3 protein-coding genes and 1 pseudogene are annotated in these 24,489 nt (G+C 69.2%); 1 reads left to right on the top strand and 3 read right to left on the bottom strand.

What is annotated here, in order from left to right; genetic code table 11:
• A pseudogene (locus OZN99_RS06200) lies at nt 1-649 on the top strand (hypothetical protein); the annotation flags it as partial.
• A 24-nt stretch (nt 650-673) separates the two neighbouring features.
• Here OZN99_RS06200 and OZN99_RS06205 read toward each other — a convergent pair.
• The 3 genes from OZN99_RS06205 to OZN99_RS06215 all read right to left on the bottom strand — a co-directional run.
• Entirely contained in the window at nt 674-22,969 is a 22,296-nt protein-coding gene (locus tag OZN99_RS06205; protein ID WP_270934322.1) for a CARDB domain-containing protein, read from the bottom strand.
• A gap of 273 nt (nt 22,970-23,242) precedes the next feature.
• Nucleotides 23,243-24,265, bottom strand: coding sequence for a tagatose 1,6-diphosphate aldolase (locus OZN99_RS06210; RefSeq protein ID WP_270934323.1), 1,023 nt, complete (start codon nt 24,263-24,265; stop codon nt 23,243-23,245).
• Nucleotides 24,265-24,489 (bottom strand): PfkB family carbohydrate kinase (locus tag OZN99_RS06215; RefSeq protein WP_270934324.1); only part of this gene is annotated, 225 nt, incomplete at its 5' end. The genes OZN99_RS06215 and OZN99_RS06210, both read right to left, overlap by 1 nt.

Raw genomic sequence — 24,489 nt, forward strand, 5'->3', positions numbered from 1 at the left:
CGGGCTGGCGGCCCGCCTGCTGGCGCGGCCGGATACGCGGCGCGTCGCGCTGATCGGCGCCGGGCGCATCGCGCGGCATGTCGCGCCGGCGCTGGCCGCTGCGCTGCCCGGCATCGAGAGGCTGACGGTCACGGCGCGCCGTGCCGATGCGGTGGACGCGTTCCGCGCGGAGGTTGCGCCCGCCCTGCCCTTCCCGTTGCATGCCACGACGAGCATCGCCGCTGCCTGCCGGGACGCTGACCTCGTCGTCACCATCACCAGCGCTGTGTCGCCGCTGCTGCACGCGGCCGACCTCGCGCCGCGTGCGACCGTGGTCGGCCTGGGCGACACCGAGATCGCCGCCGACGTGCTGACCGGCTGGTCGGACCGGTTCGTCGTGGACGACCTGGCCTTCGCGCTCACCACCGGCAGTGTCGCCGGCTGGATCGCCGCCGGCGCAGCCACGCCTGACCAGGTCACCGCGCGGCTCAACGCCGATGTCGGCGAGGTTGCCGCCGGACTGAGGCCGGGGCGCCGTACGCCGGAGGAGCGCGTGCTCGCGATCGTCCAGGGCATGGCGGTGGGCGACCTGGCCGTGGTCGCCCTGGCCTGGCGCAAGGCCGTCTCGTCAGGCCTCGGCATCCGGGTGCCGCTCGCGCACCGCGGCTGAACGCCGCGGCGCCGGGCGCGTCCGTCAGGCGACCCCGCGCTCGAGGTCGATGACGAGGCGCTCGTTCGGATCCACCGGCGCCGGGCCTTCCGCGACAAAGCCGACCTGCCAGGAGGACTGGCCCGTGTCGGCCTTTGCCGTCTCGAAGGAGGCGAAGGGTGCGGCCAGATCGAGCACGAACTCCTCCTCCGGCACGGCCTCGGCCGCCATGCGGCGCGTCGGGCGGGCGTCGCTGGTCTGCAGCAGCGTCGTCGCGGCCACGGCCGGCGCGGTGCCCTGGCCCGTGATGGTCACGACCACCGTCGCCGTCGAGGTGCCGCCGGACCCGTCGGTGACGGTGTAGGTGAAGCGGTCCACCCGCACCGCGCCCGGCGGCAGGCCGTTCAGGATGGCCGAGGCGGTCGGGTCGTAGCGCAGCGTGCCATCCGGATTGATGCCGATGGACGCGCCGAACCGGCTCGCGCCGACAGTCTCGATCGTCAGCATGGCGCCGGCATCGACGTCGCTGTCATTGGCCAGCACGGCGATGTCGATGGGCGTGCGGGAGAGCGTCGCCGCCGCATCCCTGCGCGCCACCGGCGCATCGTTCCGGCCGGTGACCGTCACCGTGGCAGTCCCGCGCACCCGGGCACCCTGGTCGTCGGTGATCTCGTAGACGAAGCTGTCCTCGACGACCTGGCCCGCCGCGAGCGACTGCAGGGCGCGTGCCCCGGTCGGATCGTAGCGCACCGATCCATCGCCGAGTAGCGTCAGCGTTGCGCCCAGCGTGCTGCGCGCGACCACGCCCACCACGGCGATGGAGCTGTCGGGATCCCGGTCGTTCCCGCGCACGTCGATGTCGATTGCCGTATCCTCGTCCGTCGCCGCAGAATCCGCGGCAGCGGTCGGTGCTGTGTTGCGGCCGAGCACCGTGAGGGACACCGTTGCGGTCGAGGCGGCGCCATGCTCGTCCAGCAGCGTGTAGGTGAAGCTGTCGTCCAGCGTCGCGCCGACATTCAGCGCACGGAACGCATCAACCGCGGTCGGATCGTATTGCACGCGGTTGCCGAGCACAACCAGGGCGGCACCACGCGCGCTGACTGGCGGCACGCTGACGAACAGCTGGGCGCCCGCATCCGGGTCGCTGTCGTTGCGGGTCACCTCCAGCAGCGAGACGAAATCCTCGCGCGTGCCGAAGATGTCGTCCCTGGCCACAGGCGCATCGTTCGCACCGGTCACGGTGACGGCGACAAGGCCCTTGCGCTCGTTGCCGAGCCCGTCGCGCATCGTAACCGCCAGCGTATCGACCAGCGCCTCGCCAAGGGCAAGCGCCTGCAGCGCGGGTGCGCGACGCGGATCGTAGTTGACCGCGCCGTTCACCACGGAGCCGGCAGCGCCAAACTGACTCAGCCCGTTGACATCCAGCAGCGTCCAGCCGCTGTCGAGCCGGAACCGCAGCAGCTGGTCCTCGCCGATGCTGCGGGGCGTCAGCGTCACCGCGCTGTCGCTTGCCGTGCCGGCGACGAGGATGCTGACGGTCGCGGTCGTCTGCGCCCCATGCTCGTCCTGGACGGCGAAGGTGAAGCTGTCGGACAGCGACTCGCCCGCAAGCAGGGCGGCCAGCGCCGCCGAGCTGCGCGGATCATAGACGATCCGGCCGCCCACGGCCCTGCCGTCCACGATCTGCGCCTCGACGATGGTGAGGCTCGCGCCGAGCGCGCTCTGCACTGCCGGCAGCAGCAATCCGAGCGTCGCGCCATGGTCGTGGTCCCAGGCACCGGCCAGCGCATCCACATCCAGGGGTGTGTCCGCGGCCGTCGCCATAGCCATGCGCTGCGCGCGCGGGGCGTCGTTCCGGCCGGTGACCGTGATCGCGACCGTGCCCGTCACGGTCTCGCCCACCGCATTCGTCCCGGTGAAGGACACGATATCGGCCAGGCTCTCGCCAAGGGCCAGATCCTCCGCGCGGTTCGCGCTGCGCGGATCGTAGAGGATCGCGCCGCCCGAGATCGCGACCGGGACGAGTTGCGAGCTGACGCCCGGCGCCGCGGTCACCGTGACGCCGGGCACCGTGATCTGCAGCAGGTCGTCCTCGGTCGTGCTCGCGGTGAGCTGCAGGACCGGGTCGGCCAGGCCGCTGACGACGACGCTGACGATCGCCTGCGCCTCGCCGCCTGCACCGTCGGAAACGCGGTAGGCGAAGGTGTCGACCACCGTCTGCCCGAAGGCCAGCGACTGGAGGAACGCCGAGCCGCGTGGGTCGTAGCCGATCCGGCCATCGGCCAGAACGGTCAGCGCCGCGCCCCTGTCACTGCTTGCCGAGGGCAGCGTCGCAAGGCTCAACTGCTGCCCGACATCCACGTCGCTGTCATTCAGCAGCACGCGGATCACGACCGCCGTATCCTCGTCCGTGCTGCTGCCGTTCGGCCGCGCCACAGGCAGGTCGTTCCGGCCGTCCACGGTGACCGTCACCGTCGCGGTCGCCGTGCCGCCATCCTCATCCGAGACCGTGTAGCTGAAGCTGTCGACCACGCTCTGGCCCGGGGCCAGCGCCTGCAGCACGGCCGCACCGCGCGGATCATAGAGCACGCGCCCGTCGGGGCCGAGCGACAGCGCCGCCCCCAGCGCGGACAGGGCCGGCAGCGTTGCGACCTTGAGCGTGGTTCCGGCATCCGAGTCGCTGTCGTTGCCCACCACGTCGATGGTGACCGTCGTGTCCTCGTCGGTTGCCGCAACATCGGGATCTGCGGACGGGTCCTCGTTGGTGCCTGTGAAGGTGAGGGTGACCGTACCCGTCGCTGTGAACCCGTACTCGTCGGCGATCACGTAGGTGAAGCTGTCGGACAAGGTCTGGCCCGCGGCCAGTGCGCGAAGCGCGGCGACGCCCGCCGGATCCACGACGACGGCCTCGCCCTGCAGGCTTACCGCTGCACCGAGCGCCGTCTGCGCCGCCACCGAGACCAGCGCGACGTCATCGCCATCCGGATCGCTGTCGTTCGACAGCAGGTCGGCAACATCAAGGTTGCCGCCCGTCGCGGCGTTGAGGGTCGCCGAGTCTGCTCCCGCAACCGGATCGCGGTTCGTCCAGACGCCGAAGGCCAGCGTCTGCACCGCACCGCTCGTCGCAGCGAGGTTGACGCGCCCGGGCGTGGTCTGGCTGTAGCCCGGCGGCGATTCCAGTTCGAGCACATGCAGGCCCGGCCCGACCGACTCGAAGGTGAATGCTCCCGTCGCATCCGTCACGACCAGCGCATTGCCACTGTCAGGATCGAGACGAACCTTGCCACCGGCAACGCCGACCTCGTCAGGATCCTGCTCGCCGTCCCTGTCGCGATCGAGGAATACCGTGCCGGTGAAGGTGGCAAGCTTGAAGTTGCCGAAGCTGACGTCCGACGCGTCCTCACCGGCGACCAGCGTGACGTTGTGCACGCCGAACGCTGCCGCCTGCTGTGCCGGCCGCGTCCCGCCGCCGGTGCTGCCACCCGTCCCGGATCCGCTGCCCGTGCCACCAGCCGGCGGCGCCTCGGTGATGTTCAGGATCTCCTCGAACAGCCGCGTGAACTGGATGCGCGGGAAGCTGAGGCCGGTGTTCCGGACGTTGTCGTTCTCGTCGTCGCCGTCCACGATCATGTCGCCCGTGCGCTCGAGCAGCGCGGCGAACTCCGCCGTGCTGAGCTTCCGGCCGAGGACCTGCTGCGCCAATTGCTGGGCCAGCGCAGCCGCGCCGGAGACGAAGCCGGCCGCCTGGCTGGTGCCCTGCATCGTCTGCACGCCGCCCGTGGCATTCGCGCCGTTGAAGCGCGCACCTGGCGCCATGACGTCGAGCAGGTTCGCATCGCGCTGCGAGAAGGCCGCGATACGGTCGGCGCCCGTGCTGTAGTCGGTCGCGCCCGTCGAAACCGTCCAGGGGCCGCCGAAGTCGCCGGCCCAGACCGCGCCGACGGCCAGCACCGCCGGGTCGGCGGCCGGATACGCGACGCCCATTCCATTGTACTGATTGTAGAAGTTGCCAGCGGCGGCGACGGTGATGATGTCCTTCGCCGCGAGCTTCGCGAACTCGTCGCCCAGGCCGTAGCGCGGCAAGGTGTTCGTCCAGTTGCCGTTGTCGCCGAGCGACATGTTGACGACGCCGATGTTCCAGGTCTCGGCGTTGGCGATCACCCATTGCAGCGCGCGCTCCACCGCGCCGAAAGTGCCTCGGCCATTGTCGCCGAACACCTTCAGCACGATGAGCTCGGTGCCCGGTGCCACCCCGCCGTAGAGCGCGTCCTGCGAGGCGATCATGCTCGCAACGTGCGAACCATGGCCCTTGGCGATGTCGGACGCGTTGTTGTCGTTGTCGGCGAAATCCCACTGATGGACGATACGGTCCGCGACGCCGTTGCCGTCGCTGTCCGGGCCCCAGAAGGCGTGGTTCAGGTCGATGCCCGTGTCGATCAGCACGGTCCGGACACCGGCGCCGCTCAGCCCCTCGAAGCGCGCATCCTGCAGCGCCGCCGTGAGACCCGTGAGGTCGCGTGACTGCGCGGTGGACAGGGCGGCCAGGTTCACGGCCTGGCCGGATGGCGCCGTGCCCGGGTCGGACCAGCTGACGCCGCAGCCGCAGCCCTCCATCGTCAGCGCGACATCGGACCCGGCAAGGCTGACCTCGATTCCTGCGCCCGCCGCCGACCCGGTCGGCGTGGTCTGCACCCAGCCGGCGCGCTGCACCTCCGCAATCACGTAGCTGCCGGGCAACAGGCCGGTGAAGCGGTATGTGCCGTCGGCCGCGGTCAGCGTGCTTGCCTCGCTGTCCTGCAGAAGCCCGTCGCCGTTGGCGTCGATGAAGATTGTCCAGCCCTCGACGCCATTCTCGCCGGTCTCGCGCAGGCCGTTCCCGTTGACGTCCTCGAACTTCATGCCGGAGATCGACGCCGTGCGGACATTGCCGATCGAAACGTCGGCGAGGTCGAGCCCGCTCGTTACCTTGATGGAGACGGGCGGCGTCGTGCGTGCCCAGCCCGTGCGCGCGACCTCCCCGATCCGGACCGTGCCGGCCGCCAGGCCCGTGAAGGCGAAGCTGCCATCGGCGAGCGTCACGGTGCTGACCTCGCCCTCGTCCAGATCGTTGTCTCCGTCACGATCGACGAAGAGGGTGACGCCCTCGATGCCGTTCTCGCCGGCATCGCGCACCCCGTCGGCATCCAGGTCGTTGAACTTGACGCCCGAGATCGCCGCAAGCTCGAATACGCCGAGCCCGCCGGCCTGCGCCGTCTCGTAGGCCTCCACCGTCACCAGGCGCGGCGTCTCGCCGGTGGCGATCCAGCCCGCGATGCCCTCGACCAGCACGCGATAGCTGCCGGGCTCGAGATCGACGAAGCTGAAGCTGCCATCGGCACCGGTCTCGACGAATGTCTCCCCGGCGTCGCGTTCGCCGTCGGAATCGGTATCGAGGAACACGATACGGCCGGCGATGCCGGCTTCCGCGTTGTTGATGACGCCGCTGCCGTCGGCATCCTCGAAGACCGTGCCTTCGATGACACCGACCTCGTTGCCGGCGACCAGGATCGTCGCATCGGGCGTCGCCGGCGCCTGCTCGGAGTTGCCGGCGTTGTCGCGGGCGATCGAATAGAAGGTGTAGGTGCGGCCGACCTCGCCGACGAAGATGGCACTGGTCAGCGTGGTGTTCAGCAGCCAGATCGTCTCCGGCCCGCCATCCTCGGTATAGATGATCGTGTAGTCGGCGATGGCGGAGCCGCCGTCGTCGTCCGCACCCGCCCAGGATACCTCGAACTCCGTAAGCTCCGTCTCGGCCGGCAGGGAGAGGACCTGGCTTGCCGGCGCGGACGCGTCGAGCGTGTTGAAGATCGGCGGCGTGTCGATCGGCTCCTCGGTGTCGAAGATGATGCGCGCAACGGCGTCGACCACGGTGCCGGTCGGCTCGTTGCGGCGCGCACGCACGGTGTAGGAGACGAAGCCGTCGCCGCGGCCGGTCTCGTCGTTCGGCGGAAGCAGCCCGACGCTCGCGTCGCTCGGCGCCTCGCCTGTGTCGGGATCGATCGTCTGGAAGCTCCAGGTCGCGATCCCGGTCGTGACGTCGATGCTGAACGCCACGTCCACGAAGTAGCCGCGCGTCTCGCGAAGGTCGATCCGTTCGTTGTGGAACGGCCGATCCGCAGGAAGCTGGATACGCACATCTCCGAAGCCGAAGTCGTCGACGCGGAAGGTGCGGAAGTCCAGGTCCGGATCCAGCTGCTGCGTGATGACGATGTTCTGCGCCGGCGCGCTCGCGTCTGCGGCGTTCTCGAAACGGATGCGATATTCGAAGGTGTCGGCGGCGCGGATCCAGCCCTCCTCGCCGAAGCCGGACGGCCCGATGATGTCGTTCGGGTCGCGGGGACGGACGACGCACGGCTCATAGACGATGGTCTTCTCGATGCAGCGCTCCGGATCGAATGTCGTCTCGGATCCGCCGCCGTCACGGCAGACCGGCGCGGCCTCCGTGATCTTCTTGATCTCCTCGGGCTTGCACTTCAGGCACTCCTCAGGCACCGGCACGGGAGGCCACGCCGCGCTCGGCCACACCGCCGAGTCGGAGCCGTCCTCGCCACTGGTCACCGCGGCGGCAAGCCCCTCCAGCAGGGTCGGCGCGAAGAGCGTCGCCGCCGACCAGCCCCCGTCGCCGAGCGTGCTGTAGAAGAGCGCAGTCTGCTGCCTGTTCTCGGCCGGGTCGGTGTCCTCGGTCCAGAATGCGATCAGCGAGTCACCATTCCGCCCCAGGGCGGGCGCGGCGAGCCCGTCGCCCGTCGCCACGATGCGGGCGGCCGACCAGCTGCTGCCGGTCCACACCGCATCGCGCAGCGTGAAGACATCGTTCTCGTCGCGCTCGGTCCACAGCACGACGACATTGCCATTGGCGTCGCAGCCAAGCGTCAGGTCTGTATCGCGTCCCGCGGTCGCGGCGAGCAGGTTGGCCGCGCTCCATCCCGTCCCGTCATGCACGGCGAAGAACAGGTCGTTGTCGTCGCGGATGGCATTCAGCTCGTCCATCGTGATGCTGGACGAGAGCGCGCTGGCATCGGAACGCGCCCAGACGACAAGCCGGTGCCCGGCCCCATCCACGATCGCGCGGACCCCGGCGTTGAGCCCGTCGCTGCCCGGCAGGACGGTCGGGACCGTCCAGGAGGCGCCATCGTAGTCCGCAACCACCACCTGGTCGGCGAAGCCGGACGTCTCCTTGTTCCAGGCGGCGAATACGGAGCCATCCAGCCCTGTCGCGAGCGCAGGCGCACCATCCTGATACAGATCGTTCGCGACATCCGCGATAATGGCATTGCTGCCATAGACATTCCCGGTGCCGATGGCAGCGCCGGGGTCGTAGCTCATCGTGATGCCCTCGCCGTCCCCGGCGTCGAGCATGTCGAGCGCGCTGCCCTCGTAGCCGCCGCTGATCGTCCGCTCGAAGGTGAACTTCTTCCACCGTCCGCTGATCTGCAGGTTCACGGTGAGGTTGGTGAGGCTGAAGCTCGGGATGATGTCGGCAGCCGCCTTGATGAAGCCGGAGATCTTCAGCTCGACGTCGTCCACGCCCTCCTGCTTGACGTTCAGGTAGGGCCCGGCCTGAACGCTGACGCTCGCTTCGGCCACGCTCTCCGGCAGCAGGAAGGAGGGGAACGGCGCCTGGCCGGTCCACTGCATGTCGGTGAACTCGAAGCCCGCGGTGAAGTTCACGCCATTCTCGATGGTCAGCGGCGTGCGGCGATTAATGAAGCCGATGGCCTTCTGCAGGATGGTCGACGCGGCGAAGCCCTGCGGGCCGGCCTTCTCAAGCAGGATGAGCAGGCCATTCTTCCAGTCGAACGACCCCTGCATGCCCCAGGAGGCGGAGGCACGCTTGAAGGCCCAGTCCTTGATCGCCGGATCGGCCGTCCAACTCGCCTTCGCGGTGCCCTGGCCCGAGAGCGTCGCCGCAAGCGGCGCGTCGAAGGCTGAGGTACGGCCGGATTCGCCGACCTGCACGGACGCGGCGCCGGACACCGAGACCTCGAAGTTGCAGCCGCTGACGCCGCCGCTGCCCCCGAGGTCGACGGCAATCGCCATCTCCAGGCCGAGCACCTCGACCTTCTTCTCGAACTTCAGCCCGGCGCTCACGGTGTTCTGGGGCTCGACCTCCAGGTCGCGCGCCAGCTGCTCGACCTGCTCCGCGAAGCCCAAGGCATCGGAGTTGAGGACGAGACGCGCGAAGTAGACGTCCGTGTCGTCCTGGATGTCGTTGTCGTCCTTCAGGAAGGCCAGGACCACCGCGCCAGTCTCGTCCACCACGACGTCCGGCGCCCGATCGCGCGTGGCATCGCCGGTGACGGCGACCGGCGCCGACCAGCTGACGGGTCCAGTGCCATTGAGGCGCGCAACAGCGATCATCACCTCGGAGCCGTTGCCTTCGCCGGCCAGCCAGACGGCGACCAGGCCGGGCGTCGTGCCGTCGATGAGCTTGTCGCTGAAGACGAGCTTGACGCTGCTGCCGACGGCGTCGGCAATCGGCGCGGCGTCCACCCAGGCGCCGTCCACGAGGCGGGCGTGCCAGATCTTCGTCTCGCGCACCCAGACGATATGCGTGACCCCGCTCGAGTCGGTGGCCAGCGCCGCATCGCTTTCGCGCGCGACGGCGACGGTTTCCGGCAGCACGCCCACATTGCCGATCGCGGTATCCTGATCGGCAGGAACAGTGAAGACGAAGGGCAGCAGGTCGGCTTCGCCGTTGCCATCCGCATCCAGCGTCCGGCTGCTCAGCGCCAGCTGATAGTCGCCGGGCGTCAGCCGGGCGAAGCTGAAGGCGCCCGTGCTGTCGCTGACGGCAACGCCGCCCAGCACAAGCGTGCCGTCCGCCTGGACGCGATAGGCCGAGACCTGCACGTCCGCCACGCCCGCGCCGCTGTCGCTGTCCACCAGGCGGCCAGTCGCGGCCGAGGCCGGGCGGAAGTCCGCATCCGCGGCGATCTGCGCCGCGAACAGCGCGCGCACGTCCCGGATCGGATTCCCCGGCTCGGACAGCCGAACCATCATCTCGGTCAGGACGCCGACATAGTCGCCCCAGGTCGGCCCGATGGCCGGTTGGAAGCGCGACCAGAACCGCCCCCACGCATCGTCGCTGAGCCCGGCCGGGCGGACGGCATGCTCGATCGAACTCCAGTCCACGATGGCGCGCTGGTCGGTCGCGAGGATGCGGCTCACGCGGATATCCAGCGGGCCCGTTGCGGATCCCGTGCTCAGCAGCATCGGCACGGAATAGTCCGCATCGGGCCGAAGGATGTCCGCCGGGCCGTCGAGCGGCGCCCCGAGCAACTGGATGGGACCGGTGGTGATGTTGTCCACCGCCGTCCCCATCCGCGTCCCGGTCAGGCTGGTGATGACGAAAAGCGGCACGCCGAGGTCCGACAGCCCGGCATTGGAATAGTTGATGTTGAAGACGTCCAGCCGGTCCGGCCGCATCTGCGTCGGGCCGGTGATCGTCATGTCGACGTCGGGCGCGTCGTCCTCCGGCACGACCTCGATCGCATCGGCCAGTTCGGCCGGCCCGCTCGCGCTGATCGCGCGGACCGTGTGGGACCCCAGCGGCGCGCCCTGCAGGTTGAACCGGGCGAAGGCCGTGGCGGAATCCCGCAGCAGCACGTTGGTGGCGGTCCGCACGGAGCCGTCGCCGGCGACGAGCTGGAACACCGTGTTGGCGTCGAAGCGCGCGCCGGCAATCTCGATCGTCGCGCTGCCATCGTCCCCGACCTGGCCGGGCACGACGGAGCGCACGGAGAAGGGGATGCTCTCGGCCAGCAGCGAGTAGGACGCGGCACCTGGCAGGTCGTCGCCGTAGACCAGCACATAGTAGGTGCCGGCCTGCGTCTCCGGGATCAGCAGTTCCTGGTCCGGCAGATAGGCCACGTTGGCGCTGCGGTCGAAGACGCCGCGCGTCGGCATCTCGCCGTAGCGGACGTAGAGCTCGGTCGATCCTGCTCCGGCTGCACTGTCGAAGGCGAGCCTGATCGTCTCGCCGGCCGCGACCTCGAGCTTGTAGAACGCAGACTGCCGCGCCGCGAGCGCGCCGACCGAGGGCGTCCCGAGCACGAGCGCCGGCACATCCACATGGGTGGAGTCGATCGACGCGCCGATGTTGTTCGTCTCGCTCGCTTCCGGAACGAAATTGAAGATGTCGGAGCGGACGATCACCCGGTAGTCGCCGGCTGCGACGCCCGGCAGAGGCGCAACGAGCGTCTCCGTGTAGCTGCCATTGGCGGCAAGGGTCGTGCGGTCGACCCGCCCGATCAGCAGATCATCGACGTCCCAGACGTCGTCCTCCGAGAGGTACACAGCGTCCGTCCAGAAGCCGCTGAGCGCGTTCGAGCTCAGGTTCTGCACGGTGTAGGTGATGCTCGCCGTCGTGCCGAGCAGCACGTTCGCGGGGATGGAGATCGTGCCGACGGTCAGGTCGACCGGCGGCGGCAGGACGAGCTGCACGACGCCGGACCGGCCCTGGTTGTCGCTGCGCTCAGCGTCATCCGTATAGCCGCCGCCATCGGCCAGCACGAAGGCCCAGAAGGGTCCCGACAGCCCTGCCGGGAGGCGGAAGGCCTCGGTCACCGTCTGCGTCGCGCCGATCCCGAGAGCGCCCGTGAAATGGGCACCCAGATAGATGTCGTTGTTGCGATCCAGCACCTGATCGCGCGAGAGATAGACCGCGTCGTAGCGGCTCGGCGCGACCGCGGTGCCGGCGTTCGTGACCGTCCAGGTCACCGCGAGCGGCTGACCGCTGATTCCATCGGCGGGCACCGAGACGCCCGACACCTCGAGATCGGGCCGCGAGACAACGATCGCCGTGATGTCGATCGTGCCGGTATCGACAGCGCGGACGTTGTCGTTCTCCTGCGATTCCAGCACGTTACCGTCACTGTCGGTCACCACCAGAAGGCGATAGGTGCCGGTCGCGATGTCGGCCGGCAGGTCGAAGGCGAGAGCGGCATCGTATGCGGCACCGCCGGCCAGCGGATTGGTCCTGCGCACCCGGCCCAGCAGGCGGTCGGTGCTGCCGAGGTTCGCATCGGTCGAGAGATAGATCTCGTCGTACCAGTAGCTTGCCGCCGTGGCGTCGATACCTTCGTTCGCGACTGTCCAGTTCACCGTCACGCGGTCGCCCGCTGTCGCGACCGTCGGCCCCGCCGCGGACGTCACGCGCAAGTCGGCCGTCTGCGCGGTGACCCTCAAGGGCAGCGGCGCAAAGGCGTTATCCGAATTGCTGCTCTCGAAGACCTGGCCCTGCGCATCGGTGACCACGAACAGTTTCACGTCGCCCGCGGCCCACAGCGGCACGGTGACAAGCGCCGTCTGCGAATAGGACGCACCGGCCGCCAGCGCGCCAGTCCGCGCCACCGTGGCCAGCACGACGTTGTCGGACGTGCCGAGTGCACCGCTGGTGGACAGCACGATCTGGTCCACCCACGCGCCACTGCTGGTCGGTCCGGTACCGGCATTCGTGACGGTCCAGTCCACCCTCACCTGCCGGCCGGCCGTGGCCTGATCCGGCGCGGCGGCCAGTGCAACCTGCAGGTTGGCCGGGAGGTTGCCGATCGTGAGTGGCTCGGAGACGGCGATGTTGTTCGAGCGATCGAGCTCGAAGACCTCGGATCCCGTATCGCTGCGCACGATGAGACGATAGGTGCCGGAGATGCCGTCCGGCAGGCGCAGATTCAGCTCACGCTCGTAGAACCCGTCCACCGCGAGCGCGCCGTAGCGCGTTACAGCAGCCAACTGCGTATCCCCGGCGTCGATCTGGTCATCGACCGAGAGATAGACGCGATCGGTCCAGTGGCTGTTCGGCGTCGCCGTCGCGCCGAAGTTCGTCACGAGATAGGCGAAGCCCACAGTCTGGCCCGCCAGCGCAGAGGAGGGCGCTTCGAGGATTTCCGTCTCGAGGTCCGGTGGCGGCGTGAGGATGATGTTGAACGCGCCGGAGGAGCCGGCGTTGTTGTTCTCGTCGGTATGCTCGTAGACCTCATTCGACGAATCGGCGACGACGAAGATGCGGAAGTTCTCGCCGGCGACACCGATCGGCAGCTGAACCGTGCCGGAGCCGGTGTAGCTATCGCCCCCGCCGAGCTGGCCGTTGCGGCGGAAGCGCCCGATCTCCACGTCTCCCGCCCCCAGCGTCTCGTCGGCGGACAGCATGACGCGGTCCCACCACGCCGTGGCGCGCGTGCCACCGGCGCCGGTGTTCGCGACAGTCCAGGTGAGGTTCAGCGGCTGACCGGAGAAGCCCTGCGGCGGCGGCGTGACGCTCGTGACCTCCAGGTCCGGCGGAGGGGTCAGCTGCACGGGCACGGAGGCTGAGCGGGTGTTGTCGCCCTCGTTGCCGTACTCGAAGACGTAGTGGCTGCCGTCCGCGACGACGATCAGGTGGTAGGTCCCGCTGATGCCTTGCGGCAACGTGAAGGTCAGCGAATTGGCGTAGCTCCCACCGACGGCCAGGTAGCTCGGGTTGCTGGCAAAGCCCAGCAGGGGGTCGCTGACGTCGAGCGTCGTATCGAGCGACAGGTAGACATAGTCGTACCAGGTCGGCGCGCTGGTCGCGCCGTTCCCGGTGTTCGTGACCGTCCACGACACCACGCTCTCCTGGCCGGAGAAGGCGGCTGTCGGCGGTGTCACCTCTGCGACGACGAGATTGGGAAAGGGCTGCAGCGTGACGTCGATGGGCGTCGCGCTGGACCGATCGTTGTTGCTTTCCCGATCGTATTCGTAGACCGCGTTGCCGATATCGGTCCGCACGACGATCCAGCGACTCCCGGACAGCGTCTGGGGCAGCGTGATGGACTGCGTCCGGGTGACCGTCTCGCCAGCGGCCAGGGTGCCCTCGTAGGCGAAGTCCGCGATGGAGGTCAGCCCGGAATCCGGGCCGGTCGCCAGATAAAGCCGGTCGGTCCAGCCCCCCGTCGTCGCAGCCGTTCCGTCGTTCCGGATGGTCCAGGTGATCGGTACGGCCTCGCCCGACAGCGCCTCGGGCGGCGCCTCCACCTCCGTCACGATCAGGTCGGGCAGCGCCGGCACACCGATCGTCACCTGCTCCGTGCTGGCGGTGCGGTTGTTGTTCTCGCGGTTGTACTCGTAGATCTGGTTGGTGTAGTCCGCGTGAACCACGACGTAGCGCGCGCCGGTCACGCCCTGGGGCAAGGTGACGGTGTGCGTCCGCTCGATGGTCTCGCCCGCGGCGATCGTGCCGTCGAAGCTCAGCTGGCCGACATAGGTCAGGTTGTTGAAGTCGGCGGTCGGCGAGATGTAGACGGCGTCGTTCCAGCTGCCGGTCGCGTCGGCGGTGCCGTCGTTTCGCACCGTCCAGGAGACGGTGATTGGCTGGCCGAACAGGCCCTCTGCCGGAACGTCGGTGACCTGGCCGACGACGAGATCCGGCAGCGGCGGAATGTTCAGGGCAACCGAGTCAAGGCTGACGTTCCTGTTGTTGTTCTCGCCGACATGCTCGTTGATCTCGCCCCAGGCGTCGGTCAGCACCACCACCCAGCGTTCGCCCTCGAAGCCTTGCGGAATCGTCACGCTTTGCGTCTGCGTCAGCGTGGCCCCGGCTTCGAGCACGACGTTGTTCGTGAAGGTGCCGAGATGGGTCAGGCTGGTCAGGTTGGTCGGGCTGGTGGACAGGTAGACGTAGTCCCGCCACGGTCCTGTCGCCGCGGCGGTTCCGGCGTTCCGCACGGTCCAGGTGACCGACATCGGCTGGCCGGCGGTCGCCTGCTGCGCCGGGATCACGCTGTCCACGACCAGGTCCGGCACCGGCGGCACGGTGATCGTGAAGGCCTCGCTGGCCCGGACGTTGTTGGACTCGTTCGCCTCCTGCCGCCAGCCGAACGCGTCGGATTGGATCAGCAGGTGGTAGCTGCCGGCCAGATAGGCGGCCTCCAGTGGCAGCGTGACGCTCGCCGTGCGGGTATAGCTGCCGCCCCCTGCCAGCGGGGCCACGTCGATCAGGTGGTAGCCGAGGTCGCGGTCGGCGCCGGTATTGAGGGTCGCATCGCTGGACAGCCAGATCCGGTCGTACCAGTTCTCCGGCAGCGGGGCGTCGCCGATGTTCTGGACCGTCCAGCTGACCTCGATCGTGGTGCCGAAGATCGCGTCGGCCGGCGCCGCCGTGCGGACGATCTCGGTCGGCGACAGGTCGGGGGAGCGCAACAACACCGTGGCCGTGTAGGCTTCTGCCATCGCGTTGCCCGAGAGGTCGGTGATGTTGGGCCCGAGGACGAGTGTGTAGGTACCGGCCGCCACGCGGCTGGAGAAGTTCACCGTGACCGTGTTGCCCGTCACATTGACCGAGCTCAGGGCACCCGACAGGTTCTGCCCGCCGGGCCCCGTGAAGCTCGCCACATCGGCGAGGCTCACGGTGCCTGCGGCGATCGTCTCGCTGAAGGTGAAGGTGATGCTGGTCAGCGGGGCGTTGGCCTCGGGATCGGGGCTGTGCGCCGTCACCTCGGGCGCCGTGAGGTCGAGGAAGAAGCCACCGCTGGACACGATGTTCCCCTGGCCCTGCAGGTCGCTGACCGCACCGGCCGGCAGGCTCCAGTTCACCAGGCCATCCACGGCCGGGATGGTCACGTCGAACACCAGGGTGCGCCCGTCGATCAGCGTCACGCCGGTCGTCGTCCCGCTGGTCAGCACCAGGTCGGACGCCTGCACGCTATCGGCGCGAACGGCATCGGACAGCACGAGCGTGATGGTGGTCGGCGGTACGTTCAACGTGCGACCGTAGGTCGGGTCCACCTCCACCACGGTCGGCGGCGCCCAGACGCCCGTCGCGCCGGAGACATTCAGTATGTAGTCGCCGCCCGCGGTCCGTGTCGCAGGCAGCACGCGGATCTCGTAGGCGCCGGAAGTCCCGGCCGGCACCACGTAGTTCAGCAGCACGTTGCGCCCATCCGGCCCGTCATTGTCCGAGGACGCCACGAGTACGCCGGAGGGATTGTAGAGCTCGATGCGCGGATCCAGGGAGTTCGGCGGCTGGTCCGGCCCGTCCCCGGGCGTGGTCGTCGTGATCACCAGGTTGTCGCCTGCGACGGCCTGGACCAGGTAGCGGTCCTCGAAGTCGCCGACGTCGAAGTTGACGATCTCGTCCAGTTCCTGGCGGGTCAGCCCGATCAGCGGCAGCAGTTCGGGATCGAGCTCGGCCAGTCGCGGCGCCAGCGCAAGGGCGGCCGCGTTGCTCGAGGCCTGTGCGGAGAAGTGCAGGATCCGCTGGGTCTCGCCGGGCGCAAGCGTCAGCGTGTAGGTGGTGTAGAACTCCTGCCCGGACTGCTGGAAGGCGCTGCTGGGAACCACTTGCGCACCGTCGCCGGCAACCACATGCGTGACGCGCGGCCGGGAACTGGAACTGCCCGCAGTGTTGTGCACGACCACCCAACGGTCGTCTGCCCCGTATGCCGTGTCGCCGCTGTCGCTGCCGACGATGATCGTGTCGCTAGAGCCAGACCCGATGTTGGTGTAGACCTGAACGGTGACGGTGCGTTCGGTCGTGCCGGTGTTGGTGAAGCTCTCCAGGTGCCGCGCGAAGCCGGCGGGCCCACCTTCCGGCACATAGACTTTCCGCGTAGCCGAGATCGACCCGAAACTGGTGCTGCTCGTCGTGACCTGCCGGCCAGCCATGTCCGCGGTGCCGGACCCCGACCAGTTGAACCAGGTGCCGTCCGTGATCAGGTAGAGCCCGCCGTCATAGGCGTCGCTGCTGCCGTCGCCGATGCTTCCGTCGCCCTCGATGTCCCAGCGGAAGCCGTCGACGTCGTTGAGGGTGATGCCGAGGGACGTCGGCGTGCCCGTGCCGGGATCGCCGGTGCCGACCAGTTCACCCAGGTTGCCGGTGACAACGCCGGTGATCGCGAGCGGCCGCCGGGCGCCGAGTTCGAGGTCGAACTCCGCCCCGCGCGTGACCACCAGCGCATAGGAGGCGGGCTCGCTCGCGCTGACGCGAATGCGATAGGTGCCGGCGGCCGGTGCGACGAAGCGATAGATCGACTGCTCCGCGTTGAACGCGTCCCCCGTCCCGATGGCCAGCAGCGTGCCGGCGGGATCGACCAGTTCGAGCGTGAGCGCGCCTTCCTCGGCATCCGACTCGGTGCGCGCCAGGGCGAAGGTCGCCGCCTGCCCGGCCTCGAGCGTCAGCGAGAACAGGTCCGGGGTTCCCGCGATCGCGTTGCCCAGCAGGCCGATGCGATCGGCACCCTGCGGCAGCCCCGTCCAGGCCAGCGCGTCCAGGTCCACCGCCGCCTCGCCAGAGCCGGCCGGCGGCTCGAAGCTGGCATTGACGGCCAGCGACAGGCGATAGCTTCCGCTGCCCTCGAGCCCGGTGACAAGGAAGGACAGCGGCCCCGACAGCGTCAGGCCCTGCAAGCGCAGCGTCTCGCCCGGCACCGTCGCCTCGACGGAGGCGAGCACCTGCCCTTCCGTTCCCACCACATCCAGCCGCGCGCGGATCGCCGGATCGTCGGGCACGAATTCAAGCGCCAGCAGCTGGTCAGGATCGAGCGCGATGTTGAACTGGTCGGCCTGCCCGGCCTCCAGCGTCGCTTCGATACTGGCGTGGTGGACAAAGGACCCGGCCGGCGCCACCCCTTCGAGCACGAAGGGGACCACCGAGAAGCCTGCGACGAACCCCGTGAAATCCCGCCCGTCGATGCTGCGGATCGCGCCATCGGCCAGCAGCGCGACATACTCCTGCAGGCCGCCAATGCGCTCCGCATTGTCGATGGCGAAGTCGATGGTGCGCGCATCGATCACGGTGAAGCCGGTGGCAACGATGCCGTCCACCGAGAGGTCATCGGCCGAGACGCTGGAGAACAGGACATCCGCATCGAAGGTGACGCGGTAGATGTCCGGGAAGCTGGCGACGCTTCCACCGGCGGCGATCGGCGGCGTCGCAGCAGGTGCGACGAAGGGATCGCGGGCGCCGGACACCTGCAGCACATAGGCGCCCTTCCCGCCGCCGGCCCCTGCCCGCACGCGCACCTCGAAGGCGCCGGAGGCACCCACCGGCACTTCGTACGAGAGCAGCCCATTGCGACCGTCGCCGGCATCGTTGTCGCTGCTGGCCACCAATTCGCCGGACGGATTGTACAGGTCCAGGACCGGGTCCAGGAAGTTCTCCGGCGCGGCAGGCCCGTCGCCGGGCGTGCTCGTGCCGATGGTCAGCACATCGCCTTCCAACGCGAAGACCGTGTAGCGGTCCTGTGAATCGCCGAGGTCGAAATTGACGATCTGGTTGCGCTCGATCTCGGTCAGTCCGGCCAGCAGGTCGAGTTCGGTGTCGAGTGCCGCGATCCGCGGTGCGACCGCCTGTGCGGCGGCGCGGTTCGTGTTCTGCACCGCGAAGTGCAGGATCCGCCGGGTCTCACCGGGGGCGAGCGTCAACGAGTAGCGGGTGTAGAGGTCGTCGCTGGATTCACGAGAGGCCTGGAAAGGCAGCTGAACGTTGCCGTCGCCCGCCACCACGTGCAGCATGGTCGGGTCCCCGCTGCCGTCGGAGGAGTCGTCGGTGACCACCCAACGGTCGCCTGCTGCATAGGTCGCGTCACCGCTGCTCGTCGCAATGCCGATGGTCCCGCTGTCGGACCCAAGGTTCGTTTCGATCCGAACCGTGAACGTGCGTGTTTCGCTGCTGGTGTTCGTGAAGCTTTCCAGGAAGCGCGCAAAGCCCTGGTTGCCCGTGTTGGGCACATAGACCTTGCGGGTGACCGAAAGGCCGCTGCTGGTGTCCGGGCCGAATACGATCTGGCGGCCGCCCATCTCCGTGCCGGCCGAGTTGAACCACTCGAACCAGTATTCGCTCGCGCCCTGGGTAACGATGAGGTACTGGCCGCCGTCATACGCATCGTTTGTGCCGTCATTGATCGAGCCGTCGCCTTCGATGTCCCATTCGAAGCCGTCGACGTCGAACAGCACGATGTCGTTGCTCGTCGAGATGGTGCCGGTGCCACCGCCGCTAGTTGCCCCGCCGCCGCGCCCGCCCAGACCACCGAGAACCACGTCCTTGACAACCGTGGGCTCCCCTTCCGGGCGCTCCAGGTCGAAGGCCGCGCGACGCGTCACCACCAGCGAGTACGCTGCGGCGCCCGCACCCGAGACGGTCACGCGATAGGCGCCGTCCGCTGGCGTCACGAAGCGGTGGATCGCGTGGTCGGCATTGAGGAAGCCGGCGCTGCCCAGTGCGTGCAGCGTGCCGTCCTCGCCACGCAGTTCGAGCGACAACAGCCCGGAGGGCTCCTCCGTGTCGCGGTTCGCCACGACGACGCTGATCGCCTCGCCCGCCGCCAGCCACAGTCCATAGCTGTCCTGGCTCCCGGCCTCGGCATCGCCAAGCACGGTGATGCTCTCGCCGGAGCCCAGCAGCGGAGTCCAGGGCAGGCTTTCCAGGTCGATCGCCTCGCCCGGCGCCACCGGCGTCTCCACCGCGGCGTTCAGCGTGACGGAGAAGCGGTACTCGCCCGCACCCTCCACGCCGATGACACGCAGCCGAAGCGGACCGGCGACATCCAGGTCGAGCAGGTCCACCGCCTGGCCGGCAGCCCCGGCTTCGACGAAGGCCAGCACGGCGCTGGAGGAATCGATCACCTCCAGCCGCACGCGAAGGCCGGGATCCAGCGGTGCCAGCCGCAGCGACAGGCGCTGGTCCGGATCGAGCGTGAGGTAGAACTGCTCGGCACCGGACTCTGCCAGCGTTGCCTCGACCTGCCCGAGATAGGCGAGCGAGCCGAGCGGATTAACCGGCTCCAGCGCGAACTCGGGCAGCGAGAACCCGGCGGTGAAGCCCTGCACGTCGCGCCCATCCACGGTGCGCACGGCGCCGTCGGCGAACTCCGCGACGAAGTCCGGTCCGTCGAGCGCAAGCGCTGGCAGCACGAACTCGGCGACGGTGCTGCTGACGATATTGAGGAACACGGCGGGGATGCCGTTCAGCGTCAGGTCGTCGGCGGACAGGCTGGAAAGGAGGATCGGATCGCTGAAGGTGACGCGGTAGGTCAGCGGATAGGCGGCGACCACTGCCCCGTCCGGCAACTCTGGAGTGGCCGAGGCCGGCGCAGCGACGCCGGTGGCGCCTTCGACCTGCAGCACATAGGCGCCCCGGGCACCAGTCCAGGCCGACTGGACGCGGACCATGTAGGTGCCGCCGCCGCCGGGAGGGACCTCATGCACCAGAAACGCATTCCGGCCGTCGGGGGCGTCGTTGTTGCTGCTGCCGACGAATGCGCCGGACCCGTCGTACAGGAAGATCACGGGGTCGAAGGCGTTCTGCGGCGTATCCGGTCCGTCGCCGGGCGTCGTCGTGCTGAGGGTCAGCACGTCGCCGTCATTCACGCGGATCAGATAGGTGTCCTGCGCGTCGTCCAGCGTGATCGATTGCGGCGCGATGCCGGCCGCATCCTCGAAGCTTTCGTCGGGGGCGTTGATGCCGCCAAGCACGACGCCATCGATCGGCATCGCGGCGTCGCTATCCGCCCTTTCCAGCCCGAAGGCCGCATTGCGCGTGACGACGAGCGAGTAGGGCGATGGCTCGCCGAAGGCGAGGACGCGCACGCGATAGACGCCGTCCGTCGGCGCGACGAAGCGGTAGATCGCCTGGTCGGCATTGGTCAGGCCGCCGACGCCGGTCGTGAGCAGTTCATCGGCCTCGTCGCGCAGTTCCAGCCCGAGCACGACGAACCCGTCCGACCCATCCGGATCAGCCAGGACGAAGGTCGCCTCCTGTCCCTCGCTCAGGAAGAGGCTATACGTGTCGTGGCTGAAGGGCTCGGCGTCGCCCAGCACCGCGATCCGCGCAGCCTCGCCGGGCAGTGCCATCCATGGCAGCCCATCCAGGTCGATGGGGTCGCCGAAGGCCACCGGCGCCTCGCGCGTGGCGTTTAGCAGCACGCCGAGCGAGTAGCCTCCCGCGCCTTCCAGCGACGTGATCCGCAGCGCGATCGGGCCGGAGACATCGAGGTCGCGCAGCTCGATCGGGAAGCCCGGCGTCAGCGAGCCGACATTCGCGAGGACGTTGCCCAGGCCGTCCAGCACTTCCAACTGCAGCCGCAGGCTTCCATCCGACGGGGTGGCGCGCACCGTCAGCGGCTGGCCTGCCTCGGCGGTCAGGTAGAACTGATCGACGCCGAACTCCTCGATCACCGCATCGGTCGCGCCGGCATAGGCCAGCGAGCCAAGCGGGTTCAGCGGCTCCAGCGCCACCTCGCGGACCGAGAAGGCGGCCTCGAACCCGGTGAAGTCGCGGCCATCCAGGCTCTGCGCCGCGCCGGTGGCGAAAGCGACCAGGAAATCCGGCCCATCCAGCTCGATCGCGGGGAGGTCGAACTCCACCGTCCGGTCGTCGAGCACACGGAAATCGGTGGCCGCGACACCGTTCACGGTGAGGTCGTCGGCAGCGATGCTGGAGAACAGGATGGGCGCCGTGAAGCTCACCCGATAGACGGCCGGAAATGCGTCCACACGGTCGCCGTCGTCGAACTCGGGCAAGGCAGCCGGTGCCGCGACGGTCCCGGTGGCTCCCGACGCCTGCAGCACATAGCGGCCGGTGCCGGTCCCGGCGACCTCGACGGTGTAGAGACCGGCCAGCGCCGCCGTCGCCGTGGCGCTTCCCGCGCCGACGGTGATGGTCGTCCCCTCGGGATCGAGGATGCGGACTTCGAGATCGCCCAGCGTCCCCTCGGGCAGCAGGTCGGTGACGAAGCTCAGCTCGTCGTCCTGCTGCGCCACGACAGAGAAGCGGTCGAGCTCGTCCGAGCCGCCTCCCGCCACCCAGGCGACCGCCTGCTCGAACAGGCGATCGAGCTGCCCGGAGCGCAGGATAGACGACGCGTAGACATCGGACTCGCCGTAGATCGGCCCGAGATACGCGGTGTTCGCGCTGCCGATCGTCTTGACAACGATCGCGGGGACCCCGTTGACCGTCGCGAGGACCTGCGCGTCGACATCCACGACGCTGTTCGAGGAATACTCGCTGGCAGTGCCGAGATCGAAGGAGGCAAGGCCATCGGTTACGGGGTGCGACACGCCGCTCAGCGAGAGGGTACCAGACGTCGCGCTATAGTAGGCGGTCGTATCGACCGGGATCACCGCGTCGAGATCGTACGCGATTGTCCCAGTGGATTGCCCGGCGGCGTAGACGGTGTACCCCGTCGCCAGCAGGCCGCCGCCGTGGTTCTCCACCCAGCTGCGCACGGCTGCCGCGAAGCCGGCATAGCCATTCGCCAGCCCGCCTTCGTTCCAATAGTCGCCGAGCACGAGGGCGTCCCAGTCGCCGGCGACCAGTTCCTCGACCGTGTCGATCTGCGCACCGGACACTTCCACGGCGTCGAAATCGAACACCGTGCTGTCGTTGAGCTGCGCCACCATGGCCGGCCCGCCGCCCGTCGAGGATCCGGAGGCCACGCCGCTGAGCACGGCGATGCGCATCCCGCCGCCGCCCGCCTCGGACAAGCCGGCCAGCACGCGCCCGGTCGGCGAGACCGGCTCACGCTGCCCGCCGCTGCCGGCGCGCTCCGCCTCGATGCCGGCGCCGCGCGTCAACGTCAGCGTGAACGCAACATCCGGCGCGCCCAGCACGCGCAGCAGATAGGTGGCGTCCGCCGGCACGAGGAAATCGCCAAGCCTCGCATGGCCGGCGCCGGGATTGGGCATCTCCAGCCCCAGCATCTGCTCCGCGGTGTCGAGCAGCTGGATGCCCAGCCCTTCCCCGACGACCAGCGCCGAGACGTAGTCGCCCGCCGTGGCGGTGAAGCTGAACCAGGCACCGTCCGGATCGGCCGTGACGCCGTCGGTCTCGATCAGTTCGCCCCCGCCACCCGGCAGCGCCGCCGCCAGCGGATCCAGGTCGACCGCGCTGGCCGCATCGAAGGGCACGACCTCGAAGGAAGCGGTCCACGCCGTCTCCTCCTCCGGCGGCGCAGACATGAAGGACCACATGGTCGACGCGGGCGGCTCACCGGCCTCGACTTCCTCGCCAAATGACAGCAGTTCGACCTCTGCGTCGCCGATGGAAGGCGGGGGCGCGATGGCGGGATCCAGCCACCGCACCTGGTTCGTCGCACGCAGATCGACCTCAACCTTCAGCTCATCGGCGGTGTCGGGCGCGCCGAGGGAGGAGGTGATCGCCGTCGTGGCCAGAAGGTCGAGGTCTGCAGAGAGCAGGACGCGCGGCTCAAGCGCCTCGAGCAGGAGCCTCGATCGGTTGGCCGGCGCGGCGCGGCGCGTACGCGGCGCGGTTCGGGCTGGACGCCCCCAACGCCAACGACGGCGCTCGGCCCGGTTGCCGACGTTCCCATCGAAGCCCCGTGGCGACATGCGGGCATCCCCCCTGCTGCCCTCGCCAACCGCCCCGACGAGGGCAGCGAGAGCACGAACCTTCCAACGACCACATAGATCGTTGAACAACTTCAACCCAGACAGGAGACCGCAGCCGGCCCGCGACGTCAAAGGACGCGGCGTGCACTCGCACCCTAAACGAATTTAATTTTCGGTAACTCTACCATTGCGCGAGAGCAAATACCGAAACACAGGCGGTGCCACGCCTGGCATTCGTGTGCGTCCCGAAGTCGAGCGCCCCTTCGACGCGCTTCAGCTCGATGCATAACCTTCCGGGAAGCGTCCTTCGACGATGTCCGGCCGCACAGTCCCGTCGAAGGCGCGATGCGCATGCCACGCGGCGGCGAGCGAATCGGTCAGGCTGTTGAGTTCGTCCAGGTTCCTGCGCGCGTCCGTCGCCAGCACTTGTGCCATCGCGTCGTAATCCGGGAAGCGCGCGAAGGCGTCCGCCCAGATGGCGCGGCCGGCGAGGTAGCCCGCGGCGCCGGCGCGGCAGGCGTAGCGCATGCTGCGCAGGAAGTCGGCCGGGCCCGCTCCCGCCGAGAGCATCACCCAGGGCCGCGGCAGCATCGCGGCCATGCGGTCATAGGCCCGCTGCAGCGGCGCCGCCTGCAGGCCGTCCGGGTCGGGCACGCCGCCGATGGGTCCGGGCGGCTCCAGCTTGAAGATGTCCACGCCATAGGAGGGATCGGTGAAGGGCCGGATGCTCTCGATCACCAGCTCCTCCCGCCGTGCCTCCAGCGCGGCGGGCGCCTCGCCAGGAAGGGGATAGATCAGCACCTCCAGGAGATGCGTGATGTCCTGCGCGCGGCAGGCCTCCCCGGCGGTGCGCACGAAGGCTTCCTGGTGCGCGCGGATCTCGGGCGGCGCGTCAGGCCGGTACCAGACCAGCACCTTCACCGCGTCGGCGCCGATGCGCCGGATCTGCCCGACGGACCAGTGCGGGATCGGGTGCGACTTGCGGCCCTGCGGCGTGTCCTCCGTGACGGAGTGCTCGTAGGACAGGATCAGGCCTTTCTGCGGCGGGATCTCCGGGACCGCGCGCGCATAGGCATGGATCGGGTCGAGCAGCACCGCGGAGGCGAGCGGCGCCAGGTGGCGCGCCAGCAGCTGCTTCACGCGCGCCACATCCTCGAAGGGGGGCGCTGGCGTGCCGCGCGCCTTGGCAATGGGCCCGAACAGCGGCGTGCGCTGGTCGATCGCCAGCATCTTCCACCGCCCGTTGGCATCGGCCAGGCGACGCATGCCCCACAGCTTGCCGGGCGAGATCCTCATCACCATGCCTCCTGCAGCAGCGCCTCGACCGCCGCGCGATCGGGCATGCCGTCCCATCCGTTCCCGTTCGCGGCCTTCAGCGCCGCCGCAGCGGTCGCGAAGCGCGCGGCCGGCAGCACGGCAGCGCCCTCGGCCAGCGCCAGCGCATAGGCGCCGTGGAAGACGTCGCCGCAGCCCGTCGTGTCGCGCGCGGCCACGCGCGGCGCCGGCACGGCGACGGGCCG

Origin of the sequence: Falsiroseomonas oryzae (genome assembly GCF_027856955.1) — a bacterium.
GTDB classification, from domain to species: domain Bacteria; phylum Pseudomonadota; class Alphaproteobacteria; order Acetobacterales; family Acetobacteraceae; genus Falsiroseomonas; species Falsiroseomonas oryzae.